Origin of the sequence: Thalassolituus sp. LLYu03 (genome assembly GCF_050507655.1) — a bacterium.
Lineage (GTDB): Bacteria > Pseudomonadota > Gammaproteobacteria > Pseudomonadales > Oceanobacteraceae > Venatoribacter.
Genome location: NZ_CP191496.1, coordinates 1,647,265 through 1,670,608, shown reverse-complemented (window position 1 = coordinate 1,670,608; position 23,344 = coordinate 1,647,265). Strand labels below are relative to the sequence as shown.

The following is a 23,344-nucleotide window of genomic DNA, read 5'->3' as shown; positions in this document are numbered from 1 at the left end:
TTGCCTTGATTTGGATTTTCAGGACGGTGACTGATCTTTATTGCTGCAGCTGCAGCAGCGGGTCGGTGCCGCGAAAATCGGACAGCAGCCAGATTTTCTCAAACGGGTTGGCGGGAATGCTGATGTGTGGCAACACCTGCAGAAAATCCTTGCGTCCCCATAACGGGCTCGCATTGCGGATAATCAGCCAGCAACGCTGAGTGTTGTAATGCTTGCGCGCTTTGCTGTGCAGAATACGGCTTAACGCAGTATGCAATTTATGGCTGCTGTCCATGCTGGCCAGATCGGTCAGAAACGCCCACAAGTGTTCTTCGCCGTGATACTGGTCCTGATGGCTTTTGGTGTGCAGATCTTTGGCAGCGATAGCCGCTTCCTGCTCGCTGGCGTAAAGATGGGCGATTTCGAGATCCAGTGATTGTCCCTGCAGGAAGCATGAAATGTCGGGCTTGGTCGGCTCGTTATGCCAGATGTGGCGCATCGGCTGATGAAATTCGTGTTCATAGGCGCGCATGAAGAGACGCGCGGCTTCCCGTTCCAGGCGCCGCTTTTCACTGTCGGAATAACTCAGCGGTTTTCCCTCATGGTCGTGAAATACGTCTGAGGTCATAATGCGTCCAAACTCCCTAGATTCCCTCACTATGCCTGAATTTTCCCCCGAAGTACTGCTGTTGCTGACACTGGTTGCCATGCTGGCGGGCTTTATCGATGCCATCGCCGGCGGCGGCGGGCTGCTCACCATTCCGGCGCTGCTGTTTGCCGGACTGTCGCCGGTGCAGGCGCTGGCCACCAATAAATTGCAGGCGTCGTTCGGCAGCTTTTCGGCCACGCGCTTTTTCGTGCGCGAAGGACTGGTATCCCCCGGACAGCAAAGGTGGAGTATTGCTGCGACAGCGGTGGGCGCTGCACTCGGCGCACTTGCCATTCAGCAACTGAACAGTGACTGGCTGCTGAAGGTTATGCCCTTTGCGCTGATCGCCATCGCGCTCTATCTGCTGCTGGCTCGTAACGTGGGCAGGCAGGCGGAGGCCGCGCGCCTGACAGCGTCGCAAATGAACGGCAGTTTGCTGCCGTCGGTCGGTTTTTATGACGGCTTTTTCGGTCCGGGTACCGGCACCTTCTTTACGCTGGGGTTCTGCCAGCTGCGTGGCATGACCATGGTGCAGGCGACCGCTCACGCCAAACTGATGAACTTCACCACTAATCTGGTCTCCCTGCTGGTATTTGTGTTCTCAGGCCAGATTCTGTGGCTGACGGGTTTGTGCATGGCCGCAGGGCAGGCGCTGGGGGCCCGTTTGGGCGCCGGCACTGCGCTGAAGCAGGGCGCGGGCTTTATCCGGCTGATGACGGTTGCTGTGTGTATCGCCATCAGCCTGAGTCTGTTCTGGCGGCAGATGTCCGCCAGCTGAGCTGGACGGGGCTCAGGTCTATCAATAAATTACTCAGGATAGTCAGGTTGTCTACACTTTAACCACGCGCTACTTTGCCCATCAAAGAGAGTAGTGTGTTCAAAATGTCATTCAGAACGGATTCTCATTCATGGCCAACGACAAGTTCGAGTTCGCTCCACCACGGGGTTCGGGAGCAGGAGCGCAGTTTCAGACCTGGAAGGTTCTGACCGTTGAGGATGATGCGACCTATCAGGCAAGCCTTGTACACAGTCTGAAAGATTTCACCTACCGCGATGCCAAGGTACAGCTGTTTACGGCCTCTTCGGCCGCCGAAGCTGCGGCTGTGCTGGCGGAACATCCGGATATGGCGGTGATGCTTTTGGATGTGGTGATGGAAACCGACGACGCCGGTCTGCGGCTGGTTGGCTCCGTGCGCGAGGTGCTGGGCAATGCAACGCTCAGGATTGTGCTGTTAACCGGCCAGCCGGGCATGGCGCCGCGGGCCGACATCATGCACCGCTTCGATGTCGACGAATACTGGAATAAATCGGATCTGAGCCGTGAAACCCTGCACGCCGTGCTCAGCAGTCATTTGCGCACCTGGTATTCGATGACCGAGCTGCAACGCGCCCAGCAGGGTCTGCAGATGATCATTGATGCCTCGCGCAGTCTGATGAACAGGCATGACTACGACGACTTTACCCAGCATGTACTGGATAACATTGCCCATGTAGTGGGCGTGAAGTCCGGCGGTATTGTCTGTGCCTCCAAGTCACCGAAAGATATTTCATCCGACGCGCAGATTATTGCCGCCAGCGGCAATTACTCCTCGATCCGCGGACAGCCGATTTCGGATCCGGCGTTTGCCCGGTTCCGCGAGGGTATTGATATTGTTATGTCAACGCAGGCGCATCTGATTCGCCCTGACTACTCAATTCTCTATTTTGAAACGGCCTCCATCGACGGACTGCATTATCTGGTGATGGTCGACAGTGATGTCGAATTGACCGAAAGCAAAGTCAATTTGCTGCGGGTCTTCAGCGAAAATATCCGCTCGGGTTTTACCACGGTCGCTCTGCTGAACCGGCTGAGTTATCTCGCCTATTTTGATGAGCGGCTCGGACTTTCCAACCGCAATGGTTTGCTGCGTGAACTCATCAGCATGAACAGCCGGGAGTTGCAGTCCAGTGTACTGCTACTCATCGGCATCCGTAGTTTTCGTGACATGACGATTACGCTGGGAGAGCACTACACAAATCTTTTACTGGTGCATTTCTGCGAACGCATTACCGAGCGTTTTCCCCACACGCTTCAGGTCGCCAACCTTGGAGAAGGACGTCTGGCACTTCTTTTTCATCGCCAGTATTTTCCAGGTGACGAGGAGCTCGGAGCTGAAGCGGAACAACGGGTGGTCATTGAAGGTGTTGTGCATCACCTGTTGCTGAGCTTCTGCACATTGGATCTTGCCGACCTCAACGATTATCCGATTCATGAGGCACTGCATCTGGCGGAGGCAAGTCTCAGTCGTGCTATGCAGGCGAACCGTGCGTTTGTCACCAGCGGTCGTGAGCAACAGCGCAATATCTCCAAAAGTTTTATGAAACTGCAAAAATTGCAGCAGGCACTGTTGAATGACGAACTGGCCCTGTATCTGCAGCCAAAAGTAGAGCTTGAAAGTGGCGATGTCACCGGGCTGGAAGCCCTGGTGCGATGGATTGATCAGGATGGCACCGTGGTGTCGCCAGCGGAGTTTATTCCATTGGCGGATGCGTCGGGGCTTATCTGCAGTCTGGATTTACTGGTACTTAATAAAACCATTGAAGCCATTGCCGAGATGGCAAAAGCGGGTGTTCTGTTGCCGGTGTCGTTCAATGTGGTGGCTGCCGATCTGAATAATCGTGCCTTTACTGAGCGTCTTTTTGCTGCACTGGATTCCGGTGAAGTACAGCCGTCGTTGCTTGAGGTAGAAATTACGGAGAGCCAGTCGATGCACGATTACCAGCGTTACTCGGCACTGCTGAAACGCTTAATTGATCGCGGCGTCGGTGTCAGTATCGACGATTTTGGTACCGGTTATTCGTCGCTGGCACATATCACTCGTCTTGCGGCCACTACGCTCAAAATTGATCAATCCTTTGTCCAGGGCGTGGTGGGCTCGATGAACGACCTGCATGTGGTCGAACTGGTGATCAAAATTGGCCGCCGCTTTGGCTTCAATGTTATCGCCGAGGGCATTGAAACAGACGAGCAGCGACAGACTTTGCTCAATGCCGGTTGCCGTTTCGGGCAAGGTTACCTTTTTGCCCGTCCGATGCCTGTTGAAGAATTCATCCGCTGGATAGGAAACCGGGCATGAAAGAAATACAGGCGCTGAAAGACCAGCAGGCAAAGCTTAAGGGAAGGGCCGTCGTTCTGGTGTTTCTGGCGGCTGTTTTTTCACTGGTTGTGGGCACGCTTGTCTACACCTTTACGTTCAGTAAGTTTAAAAACTCGCTGACTCAGCAGCAAAACACAACCCTTGACCGGGCATCCGCTGCCATTAGCGCCACACTGGGTGATGCCGGTCGCATCGTCGGTATTTTATACAATTCGGCGGGCCTGCATCGCGCGCTCGGTACGGGTAATGCGGCTGACAAAGAGATTCTGGCGGAAGAGTTTTCCGGGGTTGCAAAAGCGCTTGGTCTGGTTCTGCAGGTACGCTGGCTGAATGCCGCTGGCATGGAGATAGCGCGCGTCGATCGTCAGGGCGATCAGATCGTCGTTGTTGCGCAAGAAAAACTGCAGCGCAAGTCGGATCGTTACTACTTCCGGGAAGCCATGGAGCTGCCTGCTGGTGTCCGCTATTTTTCCCCCATTGATCTGAATGTCGAAAATGGTGCGGTCGTGGTGCCGTATCAGCCCACTGTGCGCGCCGGATTGAGAACCGGCGAGGGTGATGGTCTGCAGGAGGGCCTGATTCTCATCAACTATGAATTGGGTGGGCTGCTTGAACGTCTGCGGTTGCTGTCGCAAGGGGACGTTGCGTTGCGCATGGCCGACAACAGCGGCAAGTGGTTATTGCATGAAAATCCCCAGCAGGAGTGGGGCGCTGACACGGGAAGACGGGACGTCAGCGCGGCGACGGACATGCCGGGTATCTGGAAGCGTGTGGTAACGCAGGGGGATGTGCTGGGGGCGGAATTTGACCGCGGTATTGTCAGTCATCAGTTGTTGGCGCTGCCTGGCGAAAGTGGTGTTCCGGAGCTGCATCTTCTGGCTGTCACCCCGGCGGATGTTGTCGATGCCGCCAGCCTGCAGGCGCTTCTCGCTGCATTGTTCTGGGTGGTTTTAATCATAGTGTGTGGCTTGTTGCTGATCTGGTTTGATTGGCGTACCGGGCATGCTCAGCTGGAGCTGGCGATTCGTCTGAAGCAGGACAAGATCGAGCTGAAGGGCACCAATGACCGGCTGGAACGTAGCCTGCGTGAACTGTCGATGCTGCAGGATGAAGTGGTTGAAACCCGCAAATTATCATCGCTGGGTATGATGGTGGCGGGCGTGGCCCACGAGCTGAATACGCCGGTGGGTGGCGCATTAATGATGTCGTCGGAAGTCAAGTCGTCGCTGGCGACGTTAAGAAGTGCGCTGAATGAAGGCGGGCTTACGCGACAGGATTTCGATGACTATCTCGAGCGGACCGGCCGTAGCGTCGAGCTGCTTTATCTGAATCTGAATCGCGCCAAGGCAACGGTGATGGGCTTTAAACGTCTGGCCTCTGACCGGGTGAATGAAGAGGTCGCAGACTTCGATCTGGCCATGGTGGTCGACGACCTGATCAATTCCTACACCCCCATGTTTAAACGGGAACAGGTGCGGGTGGTGAACGATGTTCCTCAGGGAATTTCGTTGCACGGCTATGCCGGTTTTATGTCGCAGATTTTGCAGAATCTGATGCTCAATGCACTTCAGCATGCGTTTGCCGGCATCAGTGACCGGCGCATCCGCTTGCAGGCCATCGCCGACCGCGACAGCGTGATCATTAGCGTGATGGATAACGGGCGAGGGGTCAGTGAGGAGGTGGCCGACAAATTGTTCGACCCGTTTGTTACCACCCGCCGTGGTGAAGGTTCAACAGGCTTGGGTATGTACCTTGTGCATCAGTGGGTAACCAATCTGATGCACGGGACGATTTCGACGGGCCGCGCACCAGAAGGTGGCCTGCTGGTAACGCTGCAGATACCTAAAGTGATGACCTCAAAAATGCCGTCACACGCGGCGGACCTTCACTGACTGGTTTTTAATCCGGCTTTTCTGCAGGTGGGCCAGCGCTTTGTTGGCCACCTCGCGCTCAATGGCGACGTAGGCCACAAAATCCAGAATATCGATTTTACCCACCTGCTGGCCGGTGATGCCGCCTGCTGAGGTTAATGCGCCCAGAATATCGCCCGCGCGGATTTTATTTTTACGGCCACCGCTGATGCACAGGCTGACCATGGCCGGTTTCTGAATTGCGGCCCCCGACGGTTTGAGTTCCGCCGGGCTCATCAGTGGGACGTCGTAGCCCTGGGTATCGGCAATCGCTGCGCGTTTGTAGTCTTCTTTTTCGGTGATCAGGCTCAGCGCCAGGCCTTCTTTCCCGGCCCGACCGGTACGGCCAATGCGGTGAATGTACACATCGGCGTCGCGCGGTAATTCGTAATTCACCACCGCTGGCAGGTCATCGACATCCAGGCCGCGGGCGGCAACGTCGGTGGCGACCAGAAAATGGGCGCTGCCCTGACGGAATTGCACGTACACCTGGTCGCGGTCGCGCTGTTCCATGTCGCCGTGTAATGCCAGCGTCAGGTAGCCCTGATTGCGCAGATACTGGGTCAGGTCTTCAACCGCCTGACGGGTGTTACAGAACATAACCGCCTGCTGCACCTGAAAATGGCTGAGGGCTTTCGCCAACGTGGCAGCTTTTTCATCACGGCCGCACAAAATCCATTGCTGGGTGATGGTGCTGGTCTGATGCACAGACTCCACGGCAATATCGATAGGGTCACGCTGCAGCTCGTCACTTAACTGGGCAATGTTGTCTGGGTAGGTGGCCGAAAACAGCAGCGTCTGACGCTGCGCCGGTGTCTGGCTCGCGATATCACGGATATCGTCACGGAAACCCATGTCGAGCATGCGGTCGGCTTCATCCAGCACCAGTGTCTGCAGCTGGTCAATTTTCAGCGTATTTTTGCGCAGGTGATCTTTGATGCGGCCCGGCGTGCCGACCACCACGTGGGCGCCGTGTTCCAGCGACGCGATTTGCGGACCAATGGAAACACCGCCGCACAGCACAACCACTTTAATGTTCGGCTGATAGCGGGCGAGTTTACGCAGTTCGTCGGCCACCTGAGTGCTGAGTTCGCGTGTCGGGCACATCACCAGCGCCTGCACGCCAAAAAAGCGCGGATTCAGTTTGTTGAGCAGGGCAATACCGAACGCCGCGGTTTTTCCGCTGCCGGTTTTGGCTTTGGCCAGCAGGTCTTTACCTTCCAGAGCCGGTGGCAGGGCTTTTTCCTGAATGGCGGTCATGTGTTCGTAACCCAGGCGCGACAGGTTGTCGATCTGCTCTGGGCTTAATGCATTAAGGGCGGAAAATCCGGTCTGGCTCATGCGTGTTTCCTGCTCAGGACCACACCGGTTTCGGTGTGTTCGGTATAGGGGAATTGGTCGAACAGGGCGAATTGTTCGATGGTGTGGGTCTGGGTCAGAATTTCAAGATTATTGCGCAGGGTTTCCGGGTTGCAGGAAATATAAATAATGTGGTCGTAGGCCTGAACCTGACGCACAGATTCATCGTCCAGACCGGCCCGTGGCGGGTCCACCAGCACAGTGCGGAAATCATAGCTGCTGAGGTCAACGCCACCCAGGCGTGAAAAGGTACGCTCACCGCGCAGGGCCTGCACAAATTCTTCACTCGACAGTCGGGCGATGATCAGGTTGTCGATCTGGTTATCGGCGATATTGATCTGCGCGGCATTGACCGAGGTTTTGGCAATTTCGGTGGCCAGCACGTTGCGGAATTTATCGGCCAATGCCACCGAAAAATTACCGTTGCCACAATACAGCTCAACCAGATCGTGCTCGCCGACACGGGCGTTAATGTCATCGGCGGCGGCGCGCGCCCACGACAGCATGTTCTGATTCATGCCGCCGTTCGGCTGGGTGAAACCGCCTTCAATCTGACGGTAATGCAGTGCACGGCCATCCACCTGCAGGGTTTCATTTACCCAGTCACGTTCGAGCACCAGCTTTTGTTTACGCGAACGGCCAACAATCGGAAAGCCGAGTCGGGTCTGCAGCAGTCGGGCCTCTGCTTCCCAGTCTTCGTTAAGAGCCTTGTGGTAAATCAGCGAAATCAACGCATCGCCGCTTAATGTGGTCAGAAACTCCACCTGAAACAGTTTGCGGCGCAGCAGCTCATTGGTCTGAATGTCGGCAATTAAGCGCTGCATCAGATCGTTGATCAGCACTGAGGCAATCGGAAAATCCTGAACTTCGTACACTTTGCTTTTGTCGCCCGGTTCAAACATGGCAAAGAAGCAACGGTCGCCCTCGTGCCACAGACGGAATTCGGCACGCAGGCGGAAGTGGCTCGGTGCGCTGGCAAACACCTGCAGGGCGGGCGTAGAGAATTCAGCGAACAGGGACTTCAGGCGCTCGGCCTTCTCGTCGAGCAGAGTGCTGTAGCGCTCTGGTGATACCTGATGCTGATAAAGTTCGCGTGACTGCATGAGATGTCCGGGCGGTGTAACTGAAAAAGGGCGGCCATTATACGGATTGACGGCCAGAGTGCATCTGCTGGTCATTAAATGACCGGCGGCCGTGGCACAAATGGCTCAGGACATACACTCAGTGACATACTAAACTCAGTGGCTCTACTCGGGCGGGAGGCAAACGATATGACATCGCGCATTGCAAAAGCATTGACCGGACTCACCGGTGCCTTGATTTCGGCCTGCGTTCTGGCCGGAGACGTGGTTTATAAGGTCGGCGACGAAGCCTTCGAAGGCTACTGGTTGTCAGCCGGTAAGTCGGCTCCGCTGGTGATTATTGCCCACGACTGGGACGGTCTGACCGGTTATGAACAGAAGCGGGCGGCCATGTTGCAGGCGCTGGGGTACAACGTGTTTGCGCTCGATTTATTCGGGCAGGGCGTGCGCCCACAATCCATTGAAGACCGTCGTCAGCACACCGGCGCTCTGTACAAAGACCGTGACCGTCTGCGTGCCCTGATGAAAGCCGGGGCAGAAGCGGCCAGGGCGCAAGGCGGTGATCTGAACAATATGGTGGTGATGGGCTACTGCTTTGGCGGCGCCGCGGTGCTGGAACTGGCACGGTCTGGCTTTGCCGCCAAAGGCTACGCCACGTTTCATGGCGGCTTACAGACGCCCGAAGGGCAAAGCTGGGCGGGCATTACCTCGCCTGTGCTGGTGATGCACGGCTCCGCCGACGATGCCATCACCCTGACCGATTTCGCCACCTTAGGTCAGGAGCTGGAGGCGGCCCATGTGCCCCATGAACTGATTACCTACAGTGGTGCGCCGCACGCATTTACCGTGTTCGGCAGCGACCGCTACCGCGAAGAGGCCGACGCCAAGTCCTGGGCCCGGTTCACCGGATTCCTGGGCGAACGCACCGCCTTCTGAGGCCTGCCGGCCTCCCCAGACTGGCGCTGCGGCCAATGCGCCGCAGGGCGTCTGGGTTATTGTAAAGCCAAACAACAGGCAGAGATTCCTATGAGTGAAGTATTGGAAGGGCTGATCCAGTTGCTGAAACTGGAGGCCATCGGCGTTAACCGTTTCCGTGGCCGCAGTCAGGATCTGGGTTTCCGCAATCTGTTCGGTGGTCAGGTGCTGGGACAGAGTCTGTCCGCCGCCACACAAACGCTGAACGGCAGCGAATGGACGCCGCATTCGCTGCACGCCTATTTTCTGCGTCCGGGTACCGTGGCCGACAGTGTCGAGTTTGAAGTGGATGTGGTGCGCGATGGGAAAAGTTTCGCTACCCGTCAGGTAACCGCCAGTCAGAACGGCAAGGCGATTCTGACCATGATGTGTTCGTTCCAGCATCCGGAAGACGGCTTTGTGCACATGGCGCCGATGCCCGAGGTAAAAGGGCCGGACGGGATTCCGTCGCAGCTGGAACTGGCGCGTAAATTCCGTGATTTCTTTCCGGAGCGAGTGCGCGACATTTACACCGCCGACAAACCGATTGAGATGCGCGTACTCGACCCGGTGAATATTTTTGCGCCGAGTAAAAAAGAGCCGGTGAAGTACGTGTGGATGAAGGCCGACGCCCCCATGAGCGACAACCTCAACGAGCACTACACCATGCTGGCCTACGCCACCGACTTCAATCTGATTCCGACGGCGCTGCATCCGCACGCTGTGTCGGTCGGCCAGAAGGACATGCAGGTGGCCAGTCTGGATCACAGTGTCTGGTTCCACCGCCCGTTGCGTATGGACGAATGGCTGCTGTACGCCATTGACAGCCCGAACGCCGGCGGTGGCCGCGGTTTGTGCCGTGGTCAGATCTTTAATCAGGCAGGCGAACTGGTGGCTTCGGTAGCGCAGGAAGGTCTGATCCGTCGACGTCAGGAAGCGGGTGACGCATGAGCTACTGGCTGAGAACGGCGTCCATGTTTGCCCGCCGCCCATGGCGGCGTCATGCGGTTGCGACCGATGCGTTTCATTGTCGCTTTCGCGTGCTGCCGTGGGACTGCGATCTGAATCTGCACCTGACCAATTCCCAGTACCCGCTGTGGCTCGATCTGGCGCGTACGGAATTTTTCCTCGCCGTTGGTGCTGGGCCTTTGTTTGTGCGTAATGGCTGGCGGTCGGTGCTGGCCAGTCAGACGCTGACCTTTATCCGTGAGATCAAGCCGCTGGCGGCCGTGGATGTTGAAAGCCGGGTGCTGCACTGGGATCGCAAGTATTTCTACATGGAGCACAGATTTATGGTGGGCGGGCGTCTGCACGCCAAAGCGCTGGCCAGAATTGCGGTGCTGAAGGGCGGTAAGGTGCGTTCGCTGGGCGCCATGCTGGAGGCCATCGCCAAACGCCGTGGACAGTCCGAGCTGCCGCAGGCCCCGGACGCGCCGCCGCAGGTGCTGGCCAAAATTGAATTGCTGAACGCCAAAAAGGTGGCCGAAGAAGGACGCTGACAGCTCCCTTGAGAGGTCCGCTGTAACGTTGGGGCCCTGTCCAGAGGCTAAAGAAATGCCAAATATACGGCCACTACAGATGCAAAAAGTCACCGACCCGAATGTTGTATTTACCCGGGTCAACGGCCTGCAGAATTTCGTCCTGAATGCCCGGGCGGCTCAAATCGATAATTTCAACCGGCAGAAACTGGCGCAGCCGCTCGTGATACACCACTTTCACGGTCGGCATGCGTTGGTCGGTTTCCGACGCTTCAATCACCACGGCCAGTCGCTGGCTTTTCAGTCGCACCAGTGAACCGACCGGATAGATACCCATCGAGCGGATAAAGCGGTGCACCAGATTGTTGTCGAGGTGGGTGCCGCTCCATTCGAGCAGTTTCTTCATGGCCGATGTCGGTGCCAGCCCCTTGTGATACACGCGGTCGGCGGTGATGGCGTCGTAGACGTCAGCAATTGCGCACATTTTACCTTCGCGGCAGATGTCGCAGTCGTGCAGCCCGTCCGGATACCCTGAGCCGTCGATGCGTTCATGATGCTGGGCCGCGACCTTAATCGTCAGCTCGCTGACCCCCGGGGTTTTCTTCAGCAATTCGCGGCTGAAGATTACGTGTTTGCGCATCACCGCGAATTCGTCGTCGGTCAGTTTGCCCGGTTTGTGCAGCACCGCGTCCGGAATCATTACCTTGCCGATGTCGTGCAGCATGGCGCCGACCACGGCCTGATGCATGGTCTGACGGTCGATTTTCAGGCTGCGGGCAAAAATACCCATCAGCACCGCCAGATTCACCGAGTGCTCAAGCAGATAGTTATCTTTTTCGCGGATACGCCCGAGGCAGGCGAGGGCGTTGTGGTTGCGCAGCACCGAGTCGACCATGCCGTCGGCCAGCTGATCAAAGGCGTCAACCTGAATGGCTTTGCCCATTTTGACGTCGCGCAGCACGTTGGACACCAGACCTTTGGCTTCGCTGTGCAGCCGTTCGGCTTTCTGCATCTCTTCCAGAACACCGGTGCGGGCGCTCTGGTCGGGCTTCAGCTCGCCGGCTTTTTCGAGTTTCTGCTGATTCTGACGGTCGGCTTCGGTGGCGCTGATGGCGTCGTCGGTATCGAGGCCACGGGCCGGGTCTATGTAAACGTCGGTGATGCCGCGGCGGCGAATTTCTTTGATGGTGGCCTCATCCGGGATGCGGCCTTCTTTCTGCAGGGTGTGGTGCGGTATCCAGTCACAGTTCAGGTCGGACACATACATGCCGGGCTTCAGCTGGCTGACGGATATCTTCTTGATCATGTGCCCGGCAATTCATAAGGATTTCAGCTCAGTATAGACAGGCTACTGGTCTTCGCTGCCGGGGTTGTCGCCTTTTCGGTGAACATTTGTTGGTTGATGTTGATCGTCAGGCTTGGTGCCTTCTGGCTCCGTGTTATCGGCGAGCAAATCCTGCGCGGCCGAGAAGTCAAAGCCGGTGTCGGCGGGCATGGCGTCCGGGTCGGGACGGATGCCACAGCCGGTGCCTTTTACCGGCATCAGGCCGGCGGTGCCCGGGTGTTTCTTCATGATTCATCACCGTTGGGTTGGGTGTTGGTCAGGTCGTCAATGCCGGGTGCCTGCCACGGCGACAGCATGAGCAGTGGGTTGATGCGGGCGTTATTGAGGCTGATGGTCCAGTGCAGGTGAGGGCCGGTAGCTCTGCCGGTGGCACCGGACAGGCCAAGGCGGTCACCGGCACTGATGGTTTCACCTTCTTTAACTTCAATGCTGCTCAGGTGGCAGAACATGGAAATCAGGCCCTGACCGTGGTCGATAAACACCGCGTTGCCGTTGAAGAAAAAGTCGCCGGTCAGCACCACCTTGCCATCGGCCGGGGCCATCACCGGGGTGCCTGTCGGTACGGCGATGTCCAGTCCGCTGTGCGGATTCCGTTCTTCGCCATTAAAGAAACGGCGCAGTCCGAACTGGCTGCTCAGGGGGCCGGCCACGGGCCAGGCCATGGGACTCCAGCCTTTGCCGGGGGTGAAGCTTTTGTAGATGGTGTTCATCTGCGCGGCTTCGCGGTTGATGCGCTCCAGTTCTTCTTTGCTCGGATTCACCTGATTCTTACTGACGGTGAGGTGTTGCTCCGGGTAATCCTGCTCACTGATGTGAATCTGGGTTTTACGGCTGCCGGTTTTAACCGTGGCGTCGCCCGCCTTTTGCGACAGCGGAATGCCGACGATGGCGGTCCAGGGTTTCTGCGGGTCGGTACGCACCACCATCACAGGCTGATTGTTGAAGGTGACCTTGGGCGGGTTGATGCCGTAACCGGCATTCACCAGTGCAATTCCACCCGGCACCTGATGGGGAATGGGCAGAGCGTCTGCCGACGCGGGTGCGGCGGTGTGCAGGCTGCCGGCGGCAAATAACGACACCATAAAGTTCATCATGCCGTTTACGAGTTCAAACATAGGGCTTCCTTTTCTCCGGGCGCGCCACCTTAGTCATCGGTGGCCGCATGAATATCCGTAACCTGAGTTTCTAACCGGCCTTTCCTTAACAGGATGTGAACGGCGTCGCCTTGCTGTACCTCGCTGCTGTCGTGCACCACCTTGCCGTCGGGTGTTCGTGCAATGGCGTAGCCGCGCCCGAGTACATTGAGGGGGCTTAAGCTGTCGAGCAGTTTGGCCTGTGCCGCCAGCTGGTAATGGCGTTGTTCCATACGCTTCTGCATGGCGCGGGTCAGCTGTTGTTGGACAGCGGCCAGCCATTTGCTCTGTTCGGCGATGCGCCGTTCCGGATGCTGATGGCTTAATGTCTGGCTCAGGCGGTCGAGCAGGCGCTGGCGTTTCAGCTGACTGTGTTCAAAGGCCCGGCGCAGGCGGCCCTCAAGGCCATCGAGGTTTTGACTGATCTGTTCGATGCGCCGCTGCGGCCCCTGCAGGCGTTGCTGCAGGTTGGCCAGTGTCAGCTGCCGCTGGCGGAAGCTGCGGATATTGGCCTGAATCAGGCGCAGGCGCATTTGCTCCAGTAACTGGCTCTGACGTTGCTGATCAGGGCTGAGCAATTCTGCCGCCGCCGACGGCGTTGGCGCGCGGGCGTCGGCGACAAAATCGGCGATGGAAAAATCCACTTCGTGACCCACGGCGCTGACCACGGGAATGCGCGAATGAAAAATTGCCCAGGCCACGCGCTCATCGTTGAAGCACCACAGGTCTTCCAGTGAACCGCCGCCACGGCCGACGATCAGTACATCGACGCGCTGGTCGCGGTTCGCCCGTTCAATGGCGGCGACAATCTGTGGCGCAGCATCGCGCCCCTGTACCAGCGTCGGATAGAGGTCGACCTCTATCGACGGACTGCGCCGTTTGAGTACGGTGAGGATATCGTGAATCGCAGCACCGGTCGGCGAGGTAATAACACCAATGCGGCGGGCTTTGGGCAGCGGCTTTTTGTGTTCTTCGGCGAACAGGCCGGCCATTGCCAGCCGGTCTTTCAGTTGCTGAAAGGCAAGCAGCAGGGCGCCTTCGCCGGCCGGCTTCATATCGTCAACGATCAGCTGATAGTCACCCCGGTTTTCATACAGGCTGACCTTAGCGCGCAGCTCGACTCGGTCACCGTCTTTCGGCAAAAAGCGCAGCATGGCGGTGCGTGAGCGGAACATGGCACAACGGACCTGAGACTGTTCGTCTTTTAAGGTGAAATACCAGTGGCCAGAAGATGGGCGGGACAGGCCAGAAATTTCACCTTCGACACGAATGTTGGCGAAAGAAATTTCCAGCAGCTGTCTGGCACGCTGGTTCAGTTGTGTGACGGAAAAAATGGCGGTGTTTTGCACAGTTTCAGCCGGAGTTATGAGTCGCGGAAAGTCCATGGTACGGGCTTGAGCCGCTTTTGTCGCCCGACTCCTTTTTTGTACGCGGGTTTCAGGTACTTTCTCTTGTTGAGATTTTAGTCACAACGACATGGATCAGCTCCTTTTCCAGTGGAAAAGGGATGGACATGCCCCATATAAAGGCATAGTGTCGTTCGGGTCTCAGCTTTGGCTGATCACGAATTCTCAAGGCTTCAAAAAGGAAACTAGCCATGAAAAAACTGATTGCAGGCGCAATTCTGGTCTCTTCTTCCACTCTGGCATTCGCTGCTAACCCATACGCAGGTTGCGGTCTGGGTTCTGCGGTTGTTTTCCCGGATGCAAACGAATGGCACGAGCACGTTCTGGCAGCCACCACCAACGGTACTTCTGGTAACCAGACCTTCGGTATGACCTCTGGTACCCTGGGTTGTGAAGGTGCCAATGGCCCGCTGAAGCTGGCTCAGGCGTTCATCGACGACAACATGGACCAGCTGGCGCTGGACGTGTCCAAAGGCCAGGGCGAAACTCTGGCGGCTCTGGCTGAAGTGATCGGCGTTGAAGCTCAGGACTCCGCAGCCTTCAATCAGGCGCTGCAGTCTAACTTCGACAAGATGTTCTCTGCTGACGCTACCTCTGCCACTGCGTATGATGCAATGACTGCCGCTATGGCGTCTGACGCTTCTCTGCAGAAATACCTGGGTTAATTTCAGGTTGAAGAAAAAGCGCGCTCAGGCGCGCTTTTTTATTGGGTTTTAAAAAGAAATAACAGGGAGTTTTGCATGCGCAGCCGATGGATTTCAGGGGTTGTCACGTTGTGTGTTACCTGCCTGACTGCGTACCCGGCCTTTGCCACTGACGTTGCTGATAGTAAAGCCGAGGCGCTTGCTGCGTCGTCGTCCTGGAAAGCGCTGCTGCACGTTCGCCTGCATCCTTTTACTCTGCGGACCATGAGCCAGAACGACAGTGCGGATTTTTTTCTGGCAGCCGATGGCAAACAAAACCCGGCGTCAGAATTAAAGGCCGATCTGGCGGCGTTTCTGCAAACCGGTATGGCGCCGGATGCCTCGGCCCAATGCCGCTTTCCGGCGCGGTACTTCTGGTTAAAACAGCAACTGCCTGAGCTGAATTTTACCGATCAGTCGTGTCCAGCGTTTAATGATTGGCGTCAGGAGCTGGATGCCCGTGCCATTACGCTGATATTTCCGGCTTCGCACATTAACTCACCGTCGTCCATGTACGGCCATACCCTGATCCGTCTGGATCGCGCCGACGAGCAACGCAGCAAGCTGCTGGCTTATGCGGTGAACTTTGCCGCCAATGCCGACCCCGCCGACAACGAACTTAAATTCAGCTACAAAGGCCTGACCGGTGGCTATCCGGGCGTGGTGTCGGTGATGCCGTACTACGTCAAAACCAACGAATATCAGCACATGGAATACCGCGATGTGTGGGAATACCGGCTGAATTTAACGCCGGCGGAAGTGGATCAGTTTGTACGCCATATCTGGGAGGTTAAAGACACCTATTTTGATTACTTTTTCTTCGATGAAAACTGTTCCTACCGGATCATCGCGTTGCTGGACGCCAGCTCACAACGTCTGAATCTGGCGGACGACTTTCTTTATAAAGCCGTGCCGGTCGACACCATTCGCGCGCTGGAACAGGCCGGCGTCGTAGAACGGGTTGATTACCGGCCGTCGGCCGCGAGTGAGCTGGAATACAAAAGCACGCAGGTGTCCAGCAAGGTTCTGGAGGCTGCCAAAGCACTGGTCGAAACCGACACCGATATCGCCGCTCTTATCGATGGCCTGAACGCGCAGGATCAGGTGCGGGCGCTGGAGCTGGCTCACGCCTATGCGCGTTATTTATCGATTAAGAAAAAAGAAGGCAATCCGGATTTGCGCAAACGCACGCTGGCGATCTTGTCGGCGCGCTCAAAAATTCAGCAGGACGCGCGATTTGACGACGTGCCTTTGCCGAAATGGCGTGACGATCAGGGGCATCTGACCCAGCGTCTTGGTCTGCGCACCGGTGTGGTGGCAGAGGGCGGTCAGACGGCGTTTACCGATTTACGTCTGCGCATGGCGTATCACGATGTACAGGATTTGCCGGTCGGCTTCGTTCCCGGCTCGCAGATTCAGATGGGGCAGTTTGATCTGCGCTTCTGGCAGGACGGAGACGTGCGCCTGCAGAAAGCCATGATTGTGGATGTGCTCTCGCTAAGCCATCAGACCGAGTTTCAGCGCCCGGTGGCCTGGGCGGTATCCTTCGGTGCGGATCGTTTTGCGGCTGAAGACTCTGAGCTGTTCGGCTTTCTGCACGTGGCGTTCGGCAAGGCCTGGCTGGCCGGCTCTGGTCGTTACTACGCGCTGGGGGAGTTGCAGTTGCTGGCTGACAACCAGTTCCGTGATGGCTATCAGGCCAGTGCCGGCCCTCGTTTGGGCTGGTTATGGCAGGGTGAGTCTTTTCAGGGGCAGTTTGAGGCCAACTGGCAGGGGCTGTCGGCTGGCGACGATACTGAACGCACAACGCTGCGGGCCAATGCTGGCTGGCGACTGGCGGATGATCTGCAGCTGAGGTTAGGCGCAGAGCGGCAGCTGTTCCACGCTGACGGTGCGGGCTACGGAGTTACCCAGCTGGATGCCACTCTGAACTGGTATTTCTGAACGGGTATTTCTGCGCGGGTATTTTTGATGAGTGTTGCTGAATGACTGTTGCTGAAAGGGTTCGTCCGGAGAGGCTCTGCCCATGATACGTCTGCTCAGATACGTGTCCATGCTGTTGCTTGTTGCGGTTATCACAGGCTGCACGGCCACGACGGCGCTGTTTTTCTATCCGCAGCGACAGTGGATTTCGACTCCGGCCGATGCCGGGCTCGAATACGCGGACGTGATGCTGACGGCCAAAGACGGTACCCGTCTGCACAGTTGGTGGATACCGGCGGCAGAAGACGACACCGGCATTGCTGTGCTGTATCTGCATGGTAATGCCGAGAATATCAGTTCTCACAGCCGCAGCATTTACTGGCTGGCGAAGGCGGGCGTCAGCGTGCTTGCTCTGGATTACCGCGGCTTCGGTGCCTCCGAAGGCGCTGCCGTGATGCCGTCGGTGCTGCAGGATATTCAGGCGACGGCACAGTGGCTTCGCACCGAACAGCCGGATAAGCGTCTGGTGGTGCTGGGGCAGAGTATCGGGGCGGCGCTGGCCATCGATTTTGTTGCTGTGTACGGCCCGGAATTTCAGGTTCAGGCTCTGGTGGTTGATGCGCCGTTTTCGGGCTTCGGGGGTGCAGCCCGCCACGCACTGAGTCAATCCTGGATTGGTTGGCTGATCTGGCCGTTCACGGTACTGGTGCCCGGTGACTGGAATCCGGAGGATTTCGTCCGGCGCATTCAGGTTCCTGTGCTTATGATGAGCAGTCCGGACGATAAAGTTGTCGCTCATGACGACACGAAAAGTCTCTACAAAAAACTGACTGCTCGGTCAGGTGGTGAGGCTTCATGCTGGCTGCAGAGCAGGGGGCGGCACATTGCATCCTTTGCCGATGAAACCATTCGCCATGAAACGCTGAATTTCATCAAAACCGGTCAATGTCCGCCGTTGTCCGGCTACTGAGCTTTCGCTATAATGCACCGCCTTTTCCAATCCCTCGTTTCTGGAAGGCACTGTATGTTGCGAATCGCTCAGGATGCACTCACTTTTGATGACGTGCTGCTGGTTCCCGGTTACTCCGAAGTTCTCCCTAATCAGGTCTCCCTGAAAACCCGTCTGACCCGTGGCATTCAGCTTAATGTTCCGCTGATTTCTGCTGCCATGGACACGGTAACCGAAGCCCGTCTGGCGATTGCCATTGCTCAGGAGGGTGGTCTCGGCATCATCCATAAGAACCTGACCATCGAACAGCAGGCTGCCGAAGTCCGTAAGGTTAAAAAATTCGAAAGCGGCGTGGTGAAAGATCCGATCACCGTGCCAAGCACCACCACCATCCGTGAGCTGCACGAGCTGACCCGTCAGCACAACATCTCTGGCATGCCAGTGGTCGACGGCGATGAGCTGGTTGGTATCGTTACCAGCCGTGACGTTCGCTTCGAGAAAAACCTCGACGCCACCGTAGCCACCGTGATGACCCCGAAAGACAAACTGGTCACCGTACCGGAAGGTACTGGCGCTCAGGAAGTTCAGGATCTGCTGCAGATGCACCGCATCGAGAAGATTCTGGTGGTCAATGCCAAAGGCCAGCTGGCCGGTCTGATGACCGTAAAAGACATTGATAAAGCCCGTGCTTACCCGAACGCTGCCAAAGACGATCAGGGTCGTCTGCGTGTGGGTGCAGCGGTTGGAACCGGTGCCGGTACTGATCAGCGCGTTGAAGCTCTGGTAAAAGCCGGTGTTGACGTGATCGTGGTGGATACCGCTCACGGCCATACCTCCAACCCGGGCGGTACCGGCGTTATCGACCGCGTACGCTGGGTGAAAACAAACTTCCCGCAGGTGCAGGTGATTGGCGGCAACATTGCCACCGCTGAAGCCGCCATTGCGCTGGCCGAAGCCGGTGCCGACGGTGTGAAAGTGGGCATCGGCCCGGGTTCCATCTGTACTACCCGTATCGTTGCCGGAGTGGGCGTGCCGCAGATTTCTGCCGTTGCCGACGTTGCTGCTGCCATGGCGGAATACGGTGTGCCTGTGATTGCCGATGGTGGTATCCGTTTCTCCGGCGATATCGCCAAAGCCATCGCCGCTGGTGCCAGCGTGATCATGGTCGGCTCTATGCTGGCCGGTACCGACGAAGCCCCGGGCGAAGTAGAGCTGTATCAGGGCCGTGCGTACAAGTCTTACCGTGGCATGGGTTCTCTGGGTGCCATGGGTCAGAACCAGGGTTCTTCTGACCGTTACTTCCAGGATAAAAACGCCGGCGTTGATAAGCTGGTTCCGGAAGGTATCGAAGGCCGCATCGCGGTAAAAGGTCCGCTGACCAATATCGTGCACCAGCTGATGGGCGGCGTCCGTGCCTCCATGGGCTACACAGGTTGCGCTACTATTGACGAGATGCGCACCAAACCTAAGTTTGTCCGTATTACGGCGGCGGGTATGAAAGAGTCTCACGTCCACGACGTGCAGATCACCAAAGAAGCGCCGAACTACCGTCTGGGTTGATCAGCGGTAACAGTTAAGAAAAGGGGATGGCATGCCATCCCCGATTTTGTTTTTAAGCTCTGTGGAAAACCTTATGTCTCAAGACATTCATGCTCAGCGAATTCTGATTCTGGATTTCGGCTCTCAGTACACTCAGCTGATTGCACGCCGCGTCCGTGAAATCGGTGTGTTCTCCGAAATCCGTGCCTGGGATATGGACGAAGCGGAAATCCGCGAATACAACCCGTCCGGTATCATTCTGGCCGGTGGCCCTGAGTCGGTCACCGAAGCCGGTTCACCGCGCGCCCCTGAAATCGTATTCACCATGGGTCTGCCGGTACTGGGTATCTGCTACGGCATGCAGACCATGGCCGAACAGATGGGCGGCAAGGTAGAAAGCTCTACCATCCGTGAATTCGGTTACGCGCAGATCAAAGCCGAAGGCAATAGCCGTCTGCTGCACGACATCAAAGACCACGTAGACGCGGCCACCGGCAAAGCGCTGCTGGACGTGTGGATGAGCCACGGCGACAAAGTGGTGCGTATGCCGGAAGGTTTCGAGCTGATGGCCTCTACGCCAAGCTGCCCGATTGCCGGTATGTACCACGCTGAGAAAAACTTCTTCGGCGTGCAGTTCCACCCGGAAGTAACTCACACCCTGCAGGGCAAACGCCTGCTGGAACACTTCGTACTGGAAATCTGTGGCTGTGAAGCTCTGTGGACTCCGGCGCGCATCATCGAAGACCAGATCGAAAAAGTACGCGCCCAGGTCGGCAATCAGAAAGTGCTGCTGGGTCTGTCCGGCGGTGTGGATTCGTCTGTGGTTGCGGCTCTGCTGCACAAAGCCATCGGCGATCAGTTGACCTGTGTGTTCGTCGACAACGGCCTGCTGCGTAAAGACGAAGGCAATGCCGTGATGGATATGTTCGCCAAAAACATGGGCGTGCGTGTAATCCGTGCCGATGCCGAAGCTCTGTTCCTGAACGCACTGGCTGGTGTATCCGAGCCTGAAGCCAAGCGTAAGATCATTGGTGCCAAGTTCATCGAAGTATTCGATGCCGAAGCCACCAAACTGACCGACGTCAACTTCCTCGCGCAGGGCACTATTTATCCGGACGTGATCGAATCTGCTGCCGCCAAAACCGGCAAAGCACACGTGATCAAATCGCACCACAACGTGGGCGGTCTGCCGGACGACATGAAAATGGCGCTGGTCGAACCCCTGCGCGAACTGTTCAAAGACGAAGTGCGCAAAATCGGTCTGGAACTGGGTCTGCCATACGACATGGTTTACCGTCATCCATTCCCGGGTCCGGGTCTGGGCGTACGTATTCTGGGCGAAGTTAAGAAAGAATACGCCGACATCCTGCGCGAAGCCGATGCCATCTTCATCGAAGAACTGCACGCTGCTGACTGGTACCACAAAACCTCCCAGGCCTTCGCGGTATTTATTCCGCAGAAATCCGTGGGCGTGGTGGGCGATGCCCGTCGTTACGAATGGGTTATCGCACTGCGTGCGGTAGAAACCATCGACTTTATGACCGCACGCTGGGCACACCTGCCGTACGAACTGCTGGAAAAAGTATCGAACCGTATCATCAACGAGATCGAACACGTTTCCCGCGTGACCTACGACGTATCCAGCAAGCCGCCAGCGACCATTGAGTGGGAATAATTCAAAGTCGCTGTTGATGTAAAAAGCCACCCTAGGGTGGCTTTTGTTTGGGTGTGGCTCAGGTTGTGGCCAGACTGCACTCAGACGTTAAGGATAAAGCTTTAAATAAAAGAATTACTATGGATTACAGACGAGAGATTGATGGCTTAAGGGCGCTGGCTGTTTTGCCAGTTGTTCTGTTTCATGCTGGTGTTCCGGCGTTTTCCGGCGGCTTTGTCGGTGTCGATATATTTTTCGTGATCAGTGGTTATCTGATTACCGGTATTCTTCTGTCGGAATTGGACAGTGGGCGTTTTTCAATTGTCAGCTTCTATGAGCGCCGTGCCCGTCGGATATTGCCGGCGCTTTTCCTGATTATGGCGTTATGCATTCCTTTTGCTTGGGCGTCGATGTTGCCCAGTGATATGGAGGCGTTTTCAAAAAGTGTGCTGGCGGTCAGTCTGTTTTTCTCCAATATCCTTTTTTATCGTGAGGTAGGCTATTTTTCTGCAGCTGCTGATGAAAAGCCTTTGCTGCACACCTGGAGTTTGGCGGTAGAGGAGCAGTTCTATATTTTCTTTCCACTCTTGTTGCTGTTTATTTGGCGTTACAGAAAGGAGTGGCTGTTTGGTGTGCTTTCGCTGCTGGCTGTGATGAGTCTGTTGCTCAGTGAGTGGGGGTGGAGAAATAACCCTGAGGCTAATTTCTACCTATTGCCCGCACGGGTTTGGGAGTTGATGGTCGGCGCTCTTTGCGCTTTTTTAGCTGGGAGAGGCTATGAGCGGCCTAATAATGCCGCTGCTTTAGTTGGATTGACGGCAGTCTGCGGTTCGATATTCCTTTACGGCAATGATGTGCCTTCGCCCAGTGTATTTATGCTGATGCCGGTGCTGGGGGCTGCTTTTATTATCCTGTTTGGTAAATCCGGAACCTTTGTTGCCCAGATTCTTGGGGCCAGAGTTCTGGTTGCCATAGGTCTGATCAGTTATTCCATTTATCTCTGGCATCAGCCGCTGTTCGCCTTTTCCCGGATTATGAATTCTGGTGAGCCGCACTTATGGCAAATGGTTTTACTGTCGGTCGCTTCGGTGGTTCTGGCCTATTTGACTTGGCGATATGTCGAGCAACCATTCCGAAATAAGACGTCTTTTAATCGGAAGCGGATTTTCACTTTGTCCTTTCTGATGATCGCGCTGTTTTCTTTTCTTGGGCAATTTGGAGCTGTTTCGGAAGGCTTTAAGCAACGCTTTGATGTTCCCCTGCCGATCTCCCTGAATCAGTTCAGGCTGCCGTCCCGTGCGGACGGTTATTGTTTTTACAGCTTTAATGAGTCCGAACTGCCGGTTGAGAAATCTGCGACGTTTTGCCGCCTGACTGATGAAGCATCTGATGATTCGAAGCTCTCAGTTCTGTTGTTTGGGGATTCATTTGTTGCTCAGTGGGAGCCGTTTTTTAAGCGCTTTTCCATGGATCATGACTTTACAGTTGATAGCGTTACAACCAATTGGTGTTTTCCGGCGTTTGAGGATCACTTTACGGCACCTCGTGGGCACAAATCGATAGAACAGTGTCGTTTGAATCGCGCCTGGGTCCGGGGGGAACTCGAAAATTACGACGTTCTTGTTATTTCCGCAGCCTGGTACCAAGTGCAAGAAAAGGGTTTTGGTGAAGATGTCGCTGGCGTTGTTGATTACGTGTTAAATCACACCGACGCTAAAGTCGTCATTATTGACACACCTGTTCTGTTCGAACGCAGATCAGTAGAGGATGCCTTGTATGGCAAGGAAGTCGCTGTACGCCCTGAGCGGGATAAGACCGCCACAGCGGCTGTTCTATGGCGGGCATTGGAACGTCAGTATGCGGATAATAGCCGGGTAATGTTGCTGAGCAAGCAGATGATGGGGCTTCTTGAGGCGATTGATTTCAAAACAGACGACGGCTATCCATACTCATTAGATGGCAAGCATGTTTCAGTATACGGTGCACTCAAACTATATAAATCTGCTTCCGATAATGGCCGTTTGTCGCCGATGCTGGAGTTTTTTAGGGAAGAGGTAACGAAAAGCCAGAATTTGGCTAACGAGAACAGTCAGTAAGAGTTTTGTACTGACTGCAGTCGTAAAACGACGTCGTGTCGGGATCGAGCGCCCCTTATCTATAAAAA

19 protein-coding genes are annotated in these 23,344 nt (G+C 56.1%); 12 read left to right on the top strand and 7 right to left on the bottom strand.

The genetic code is table 11. From position 1 onward, the window contains the following. Positions 1-37: 37 nt before the first annotated feature. A complete protein-coding gene (locus ACQUQU_RS07660) occupies positions 38-607 on the bottom strand; it encodes a hypothetical protein (RefSeq protein WP_430462654.1) in 570 nt (189 codons plus the stop codon). A 31-nt stretch (positions 608-638) separates the two neighbouring features. On the opposite strand from ACQUQU_RS07660, the gene ACQUQU_RS07655 reads away from it, so the two are divergent. The 3 genes from ACQUQU_RS07655 to ACQUQU_RS07645 all read left to right on the top strand — a co-directional run bounded on the left by ACQUQU_RS07655 (position 639) and on the right by ACQUQU_RS07645 (position 5,657). Further along, entirely contained in the window at positions 639-1,406 is a 768-nt protein-coding gene (locus tag ACQUQU_RS07655; protein WP_430462653.1) for a TSUP family transporter, read from the top strand. Positions 1,407-1,536: 130 nt separating this feature from the next. Further along, positions 1,537-3,744: an EAL domain-containing protein gene (locus tag ACQUQU_RS07650; protein ID WP_430462652.1), complete on the top strand. Its 2,208-nt coding sequence runs from the start codon at positions 1,537-1,539 to the stop codon at positions 3,742-3,744. Continuing rightward, the gene (locus tag ACQUQU_RS07645) at positions 3,741-5,657 is read left to right on the top strand and encodes a sensor histidine kinase (RefSeq protein WP_430462651.1); all 1,917 of its coding nucleotides are present in this window, start codon (positions 3,741-3,743) and stop codon (positions 5,655-5,657) included. Before ACQUQU_RS07650 ends, ACQUQU_RS07645 begins: the two co-directional genes overlap by 4 nt. On the opposite strand, the gene dbpA is transcribed toward ACQUQU_RS07645, so the two are convergent. Then, complete coding sequence (gene dbpA / locus ACQUQU_RS07640) at positions 5,634-7,016, bottom strand: ATP-dependent RNA helicase DbpA (protein ID WP_430462650.1); 1,383 nt, start codon at positions 7,014-7,016, stop codon at positions 5,634-5,636. The genes ACQUQU_RS07645 and dbpA overlap by 24 nt on opposite strands. Further along, a complete protein-coding gene (trmA, locus tag ACQUQU_RS07635; protein WP_430462649.1) occupies positions 7,013-8,137 on the bottom strand; it encodes a tRNA (uridine(54)-C5)-methyltransferase TrmA in 1,125 nt (374 codons plus the stop codon). Before trmA ends, dbpA begins: the two co-directional genes overlap by 4 nt. A 168-nt stretch (positions 8,138-8,305) precedes the next feature. Between trmA and ACQUQU_RS07630 the strand changes: the two genes are divergently transcribed. From ACQUQU_RS07630 to ACQUQU_RS07620, 3 genes are all read left to right on the top strand, one after another. After that, positions 8,306-9,052, top strand: coding sequence for a dienelactone hydrolase family protein (locus ACQUQU_RS07630; RefSeq protein WP_430462648.1), 747 nt, complete (start codon positions 8,306-8,308; stop codon positions 9,050-9,052). A 90-nt stretch (positions 9,053-9,142) separates the two neighbouring features. Further along, on the top strand, positions 9,143-10,021 hold the full coding sequence (locus tag ACQUQU_RS07625; protein ID WP_430462647.1) for an acyl-CoA thioesterase: 879 nt from the start codon (positions 9,143-9,145) through the stop codon (positions 10,019-10,021). After that, positions 10,018-10,569 carry an acyl-CoA thioesterase gene (locus tag ACQUQU_RS07620; protein ID WP_430462646.1) on the top strand — a complete coding sequence of 184 codons (552 nt, stop codon included), beginning with the start codon at positions 10,018-10,020 and terminating at the stop codon, positions 10,567-10,569. Before ACQUQU_RS07625 ends, ACQUQU_RS07620 begins: the two co-directional genes overlap by 4 nt. Before the next feature lie 73 nt (positions 10,570-10,642). Here ACQUQU_RS07620 and ACQUQU_RS07615 read toward each other — a convergent pair whose 3' ends face one another. From ACQUQU_RS07615 to xseA, 4 genes are read right to left on the bottom strand one after another with little or no spacing between them, the layout of a single operon-like run. After that, a complete protein-coding gene (locus ACQUQU_RS07615) occupies positions 10,643-11,854 on the bottom strand; it encodes an HD-GYP domain-containing protein (RefSeq protein ID WP_430462645.1) in 1,212 nt (403 codons plus the stop codon). 42 nt (positions 11,855-11,896) lie between these two features. Next, entirely contained in the window at positions 11,897-12,121 is a 225-nt protein-coding gene (locus tag ACQUQU_RS07610) for a hypothetical protein (protein WP_430462644.1), read from the bottom strand. After that, positions 12,118-13,008, bottom strand: a complete 891-nt coding sequence (locus ACQUQU_RS07605) for a peptidoglycan DD-metalloendopeptidase family protein (RefSeq protein WP_430462643.1) — start codon at positions 13,006-13,008, stop codon at positions 12,118-12,120. Before ACQUQU_RS07605 ends, ACQUQU_RS07610 begins: the two co-directional genes overlap by 4 nt. Before the next feature lie 29 nt (positions 13,009-13,037). Next, complete coding sequence (gene xseA / locus ACQUQU_RS07600) at positions 13,038-14,411, bottom strand: exodeoxyribonuclease VII large subunit (protein ID WP_430462642.1); 1,374 nt, start codon at positions 14,409-14,411, stop codon at positions 13,038-13,040. Between the two features lie 212 nt (positions 14,412-14,623). Here xseA and ACQUQU_RS07595 point away from each other — a divergent pair, with 212 nt between their 5' ends. The 6 genes from ACQUQU_RS07595 to ACQUQU_RS07570 all read left to right on the top strand — a co-directional run bounded on the left by ACQUQU_RS07595 (position 14,624) and on the right by ACQUQU_RS07570 (position 23,276). Beyond that, complete coding sequence (locus ACQUQU_RS07595) at positions 14,624-15,097, top strand: DUF3015 family protein (RefSeq protein WP_430462641.1); 474 nt, start codon at positions 14,624-14,626, stop codon at positions 15,095-15,097. Positions 15,098-15,172: 75 nt separating this feature from the next. Next, positions 15,173-17,059 (top strand): DUF4105 domain-containing protein, encoded by a 1,887-nt coding sequence (locus ACQUQU_RS07590; protein ID WP_430462640.1) that lies wholly within the window; start codon positions 15,173-15,175, stop codon positions 17,057-17,059. Positions 17,060-17,141: 82 nt separating this feature from the next. After that, complete coding sequence (locus ACQUQU_RS07585; RefSeq protein WP_430462639.1) at positions 17,142-18,008, top strand: alpha/beta hydrolase; 867 nt, start codon at positions 17,142-17,144, stop codon at positions 18,006-18,008. A 54-nt stretch (positions 18,009-18,062) separates the two neighbouring features. After that, positions 18,063-19,547 (top strand): IMP dehydrogenase, encoded by a 1,485-nt coding sequence (gene guaB / locus ACQUQU_RS07580; protein WP_430462638.1) that lies wholly within the window; start codon positions 18,063-18,065, stop codon positions 19,545-19,547. A 73-nt stretch (positions 19,548-19,620) separates the two neighbouring features. Further along, positions 19,621-21,201 carry a glutamine-hydrolyzing GMP synthase gene (gene guaA, locus ACQUQU_RS07575; protein WP_430462637.1) on the top strand — a complete coding sequence of 527 codons (1,581 nt, stop codon included), beginning with the start codon at positions 19,621-19,623 and terminating at the stop codon, positions 21,199-21,201. Between the two features lie 119 nt (positions 21,202-21,320). Continuing rightward, positions 21,321-23,276 carry an acyltransferase family protein gene (locus ACQUQU_RS07570; RefSeq protein ID WP_430462636.1) on the top strand — a complete coding sequence of 652 codons (1,956 nt, stop codon included), beginning with the start codon at positions 21,321-21,323 and terminating at the stop codon, positions 23,274-23,276. Positions 23,277-23,344: the final 68 nt, after the last annotated feature.

Bases quoted from the DNA above. Each gene is read 5' to 3' on its own strand.
- ACQUQU_RS07660 (WP_430462654.1), bottom strand. From the start codon at position 607: ATGACCTCAGACGTATTTCACGACCATGAGGGAAAACCGCTGAGTTAT.
- ACQUQU_RS07655 (WP_430462653.1), top strand. From the start codon at position 639: ATGCCTGAATTTTCCCCCGAAGTACTGCTGTTGCTGACACTGGTTGCC.
- ACQUQU_RS07650 (WP_430462652.1), top strand. From the start codon at position 1,537: ATGGCCAACGACAAGTTCGAGTTCGCTCCACCACGGGGTTCGGGAGCA.
- ACQUQU_RS07645 (WP_430462651.1), top strand. From the start codon at position 3,741: ATGAAAGAAATACAGGCGCTGAAAGACCAGCAGGCAAAGCTTAAGGGA.
- dbpA (WP_430462650.1), bottom strand. From the start codon at position 7,016: ATGAGCCAGACCGGATTTTCCGCCCTTAATGCATTAAGCCCAGAGCAG.
- trmA (WP_430462649.1), bottom strand. From the start codon at position 8,137: ATGCAGTCACGCGAACTTTATCAGCATCAGGTATCACCAGAGCGCTAC.
- ACQUQU_RS07630 (WP_430462648.1), top strand. From the start codon at position 8,306: ATGACATCGCGCATTGCAAAAGCATTGACCGGACTCACCGGTGCCTTG.
- ACQUQU_RS07625 (WP_430462647.1), top strand. From the start codon at position 9,143: ATGAGTGAAGTATTGGAAGGGCTGATCCAGTTGCTGAAACTGGAGGCC.
- ACQUQU_RS07620 (WP_430462646.1), top strand. From the start codon at position 10,018: ATGAGCTACTGGCTGAGAACGGCGTCCATGTTTGCCCGCCGCCCATGG.
- ACQUQU_RS07615 (WP_430462645.1), bottom strand. From the start codon at position 11,854: ATGATCAAGAAGATATCCGTCAGCCAGCTGAAGCCCGGCATGTATGTG.
- ACQUQU_RS07610 (WP_430462644.1), bottom strand. From the start codon at position 12,121: ATGAAGAAACACCCGGGCACCGCCGGCCTGATGCCGGTAAAAGGCACC.
- ACQUQU_RS07605 (WP_430462643.1), bottom strand. From the start codon at position 13,008: ATGTTTGAACTCGTAAACGGCATGATGAACTTTATGGTGTCGTTATTT.
- xseA (WP_430462642.1), bottom strand. From the start codon at position 14,411: ATGGACTTTCCGCGACTCATAACTCCGGCTGAAACTGTGCAAAACACC.
- ACQUQU_RS07595 (WP_430462641.1), top strand. From the start codon at position 14,624: ATGAAAAAACTGATTGCAGGCGCAATTCTGGTCTCTTCTTCCACTCTG.
- ACQUQU_RS07590 (WP_430462640.1), top strand. From the start codon at position 15,173: ATGCGCAGCCGATGGATTTCAGGGGTTGTCACGTTGTGTGTTACCTGC.
- ACQUQU_RS07585 (WP_430462639.1), top strand. From the start codon at position 17,142: ATGATACGTCTGCTCAGATACGTGTCCATGCTGTTGCTTGTTGCGGTT.
- guaB (WP_430462638.1), top strand. From the start codon at position 18,063: ATGTTGCGAATCGCTCAGGATGCACTCACTTTTGATGACGTGCTGCTG.
- guaA (WP_430462637.1), top strand. From the start codon at position 19,621: ATGTCTCAAGACATTCATGCTCAGCGAATTCTGATTCTGGATTTCGGC.
- ACQUQU_RS07570 (WP_430462636.1), top strand. From the start codon at position 21,321: ATGGATTACAGACGAGAGATTGATGGCTTAAGGGCGCTGGCTGTTTTG.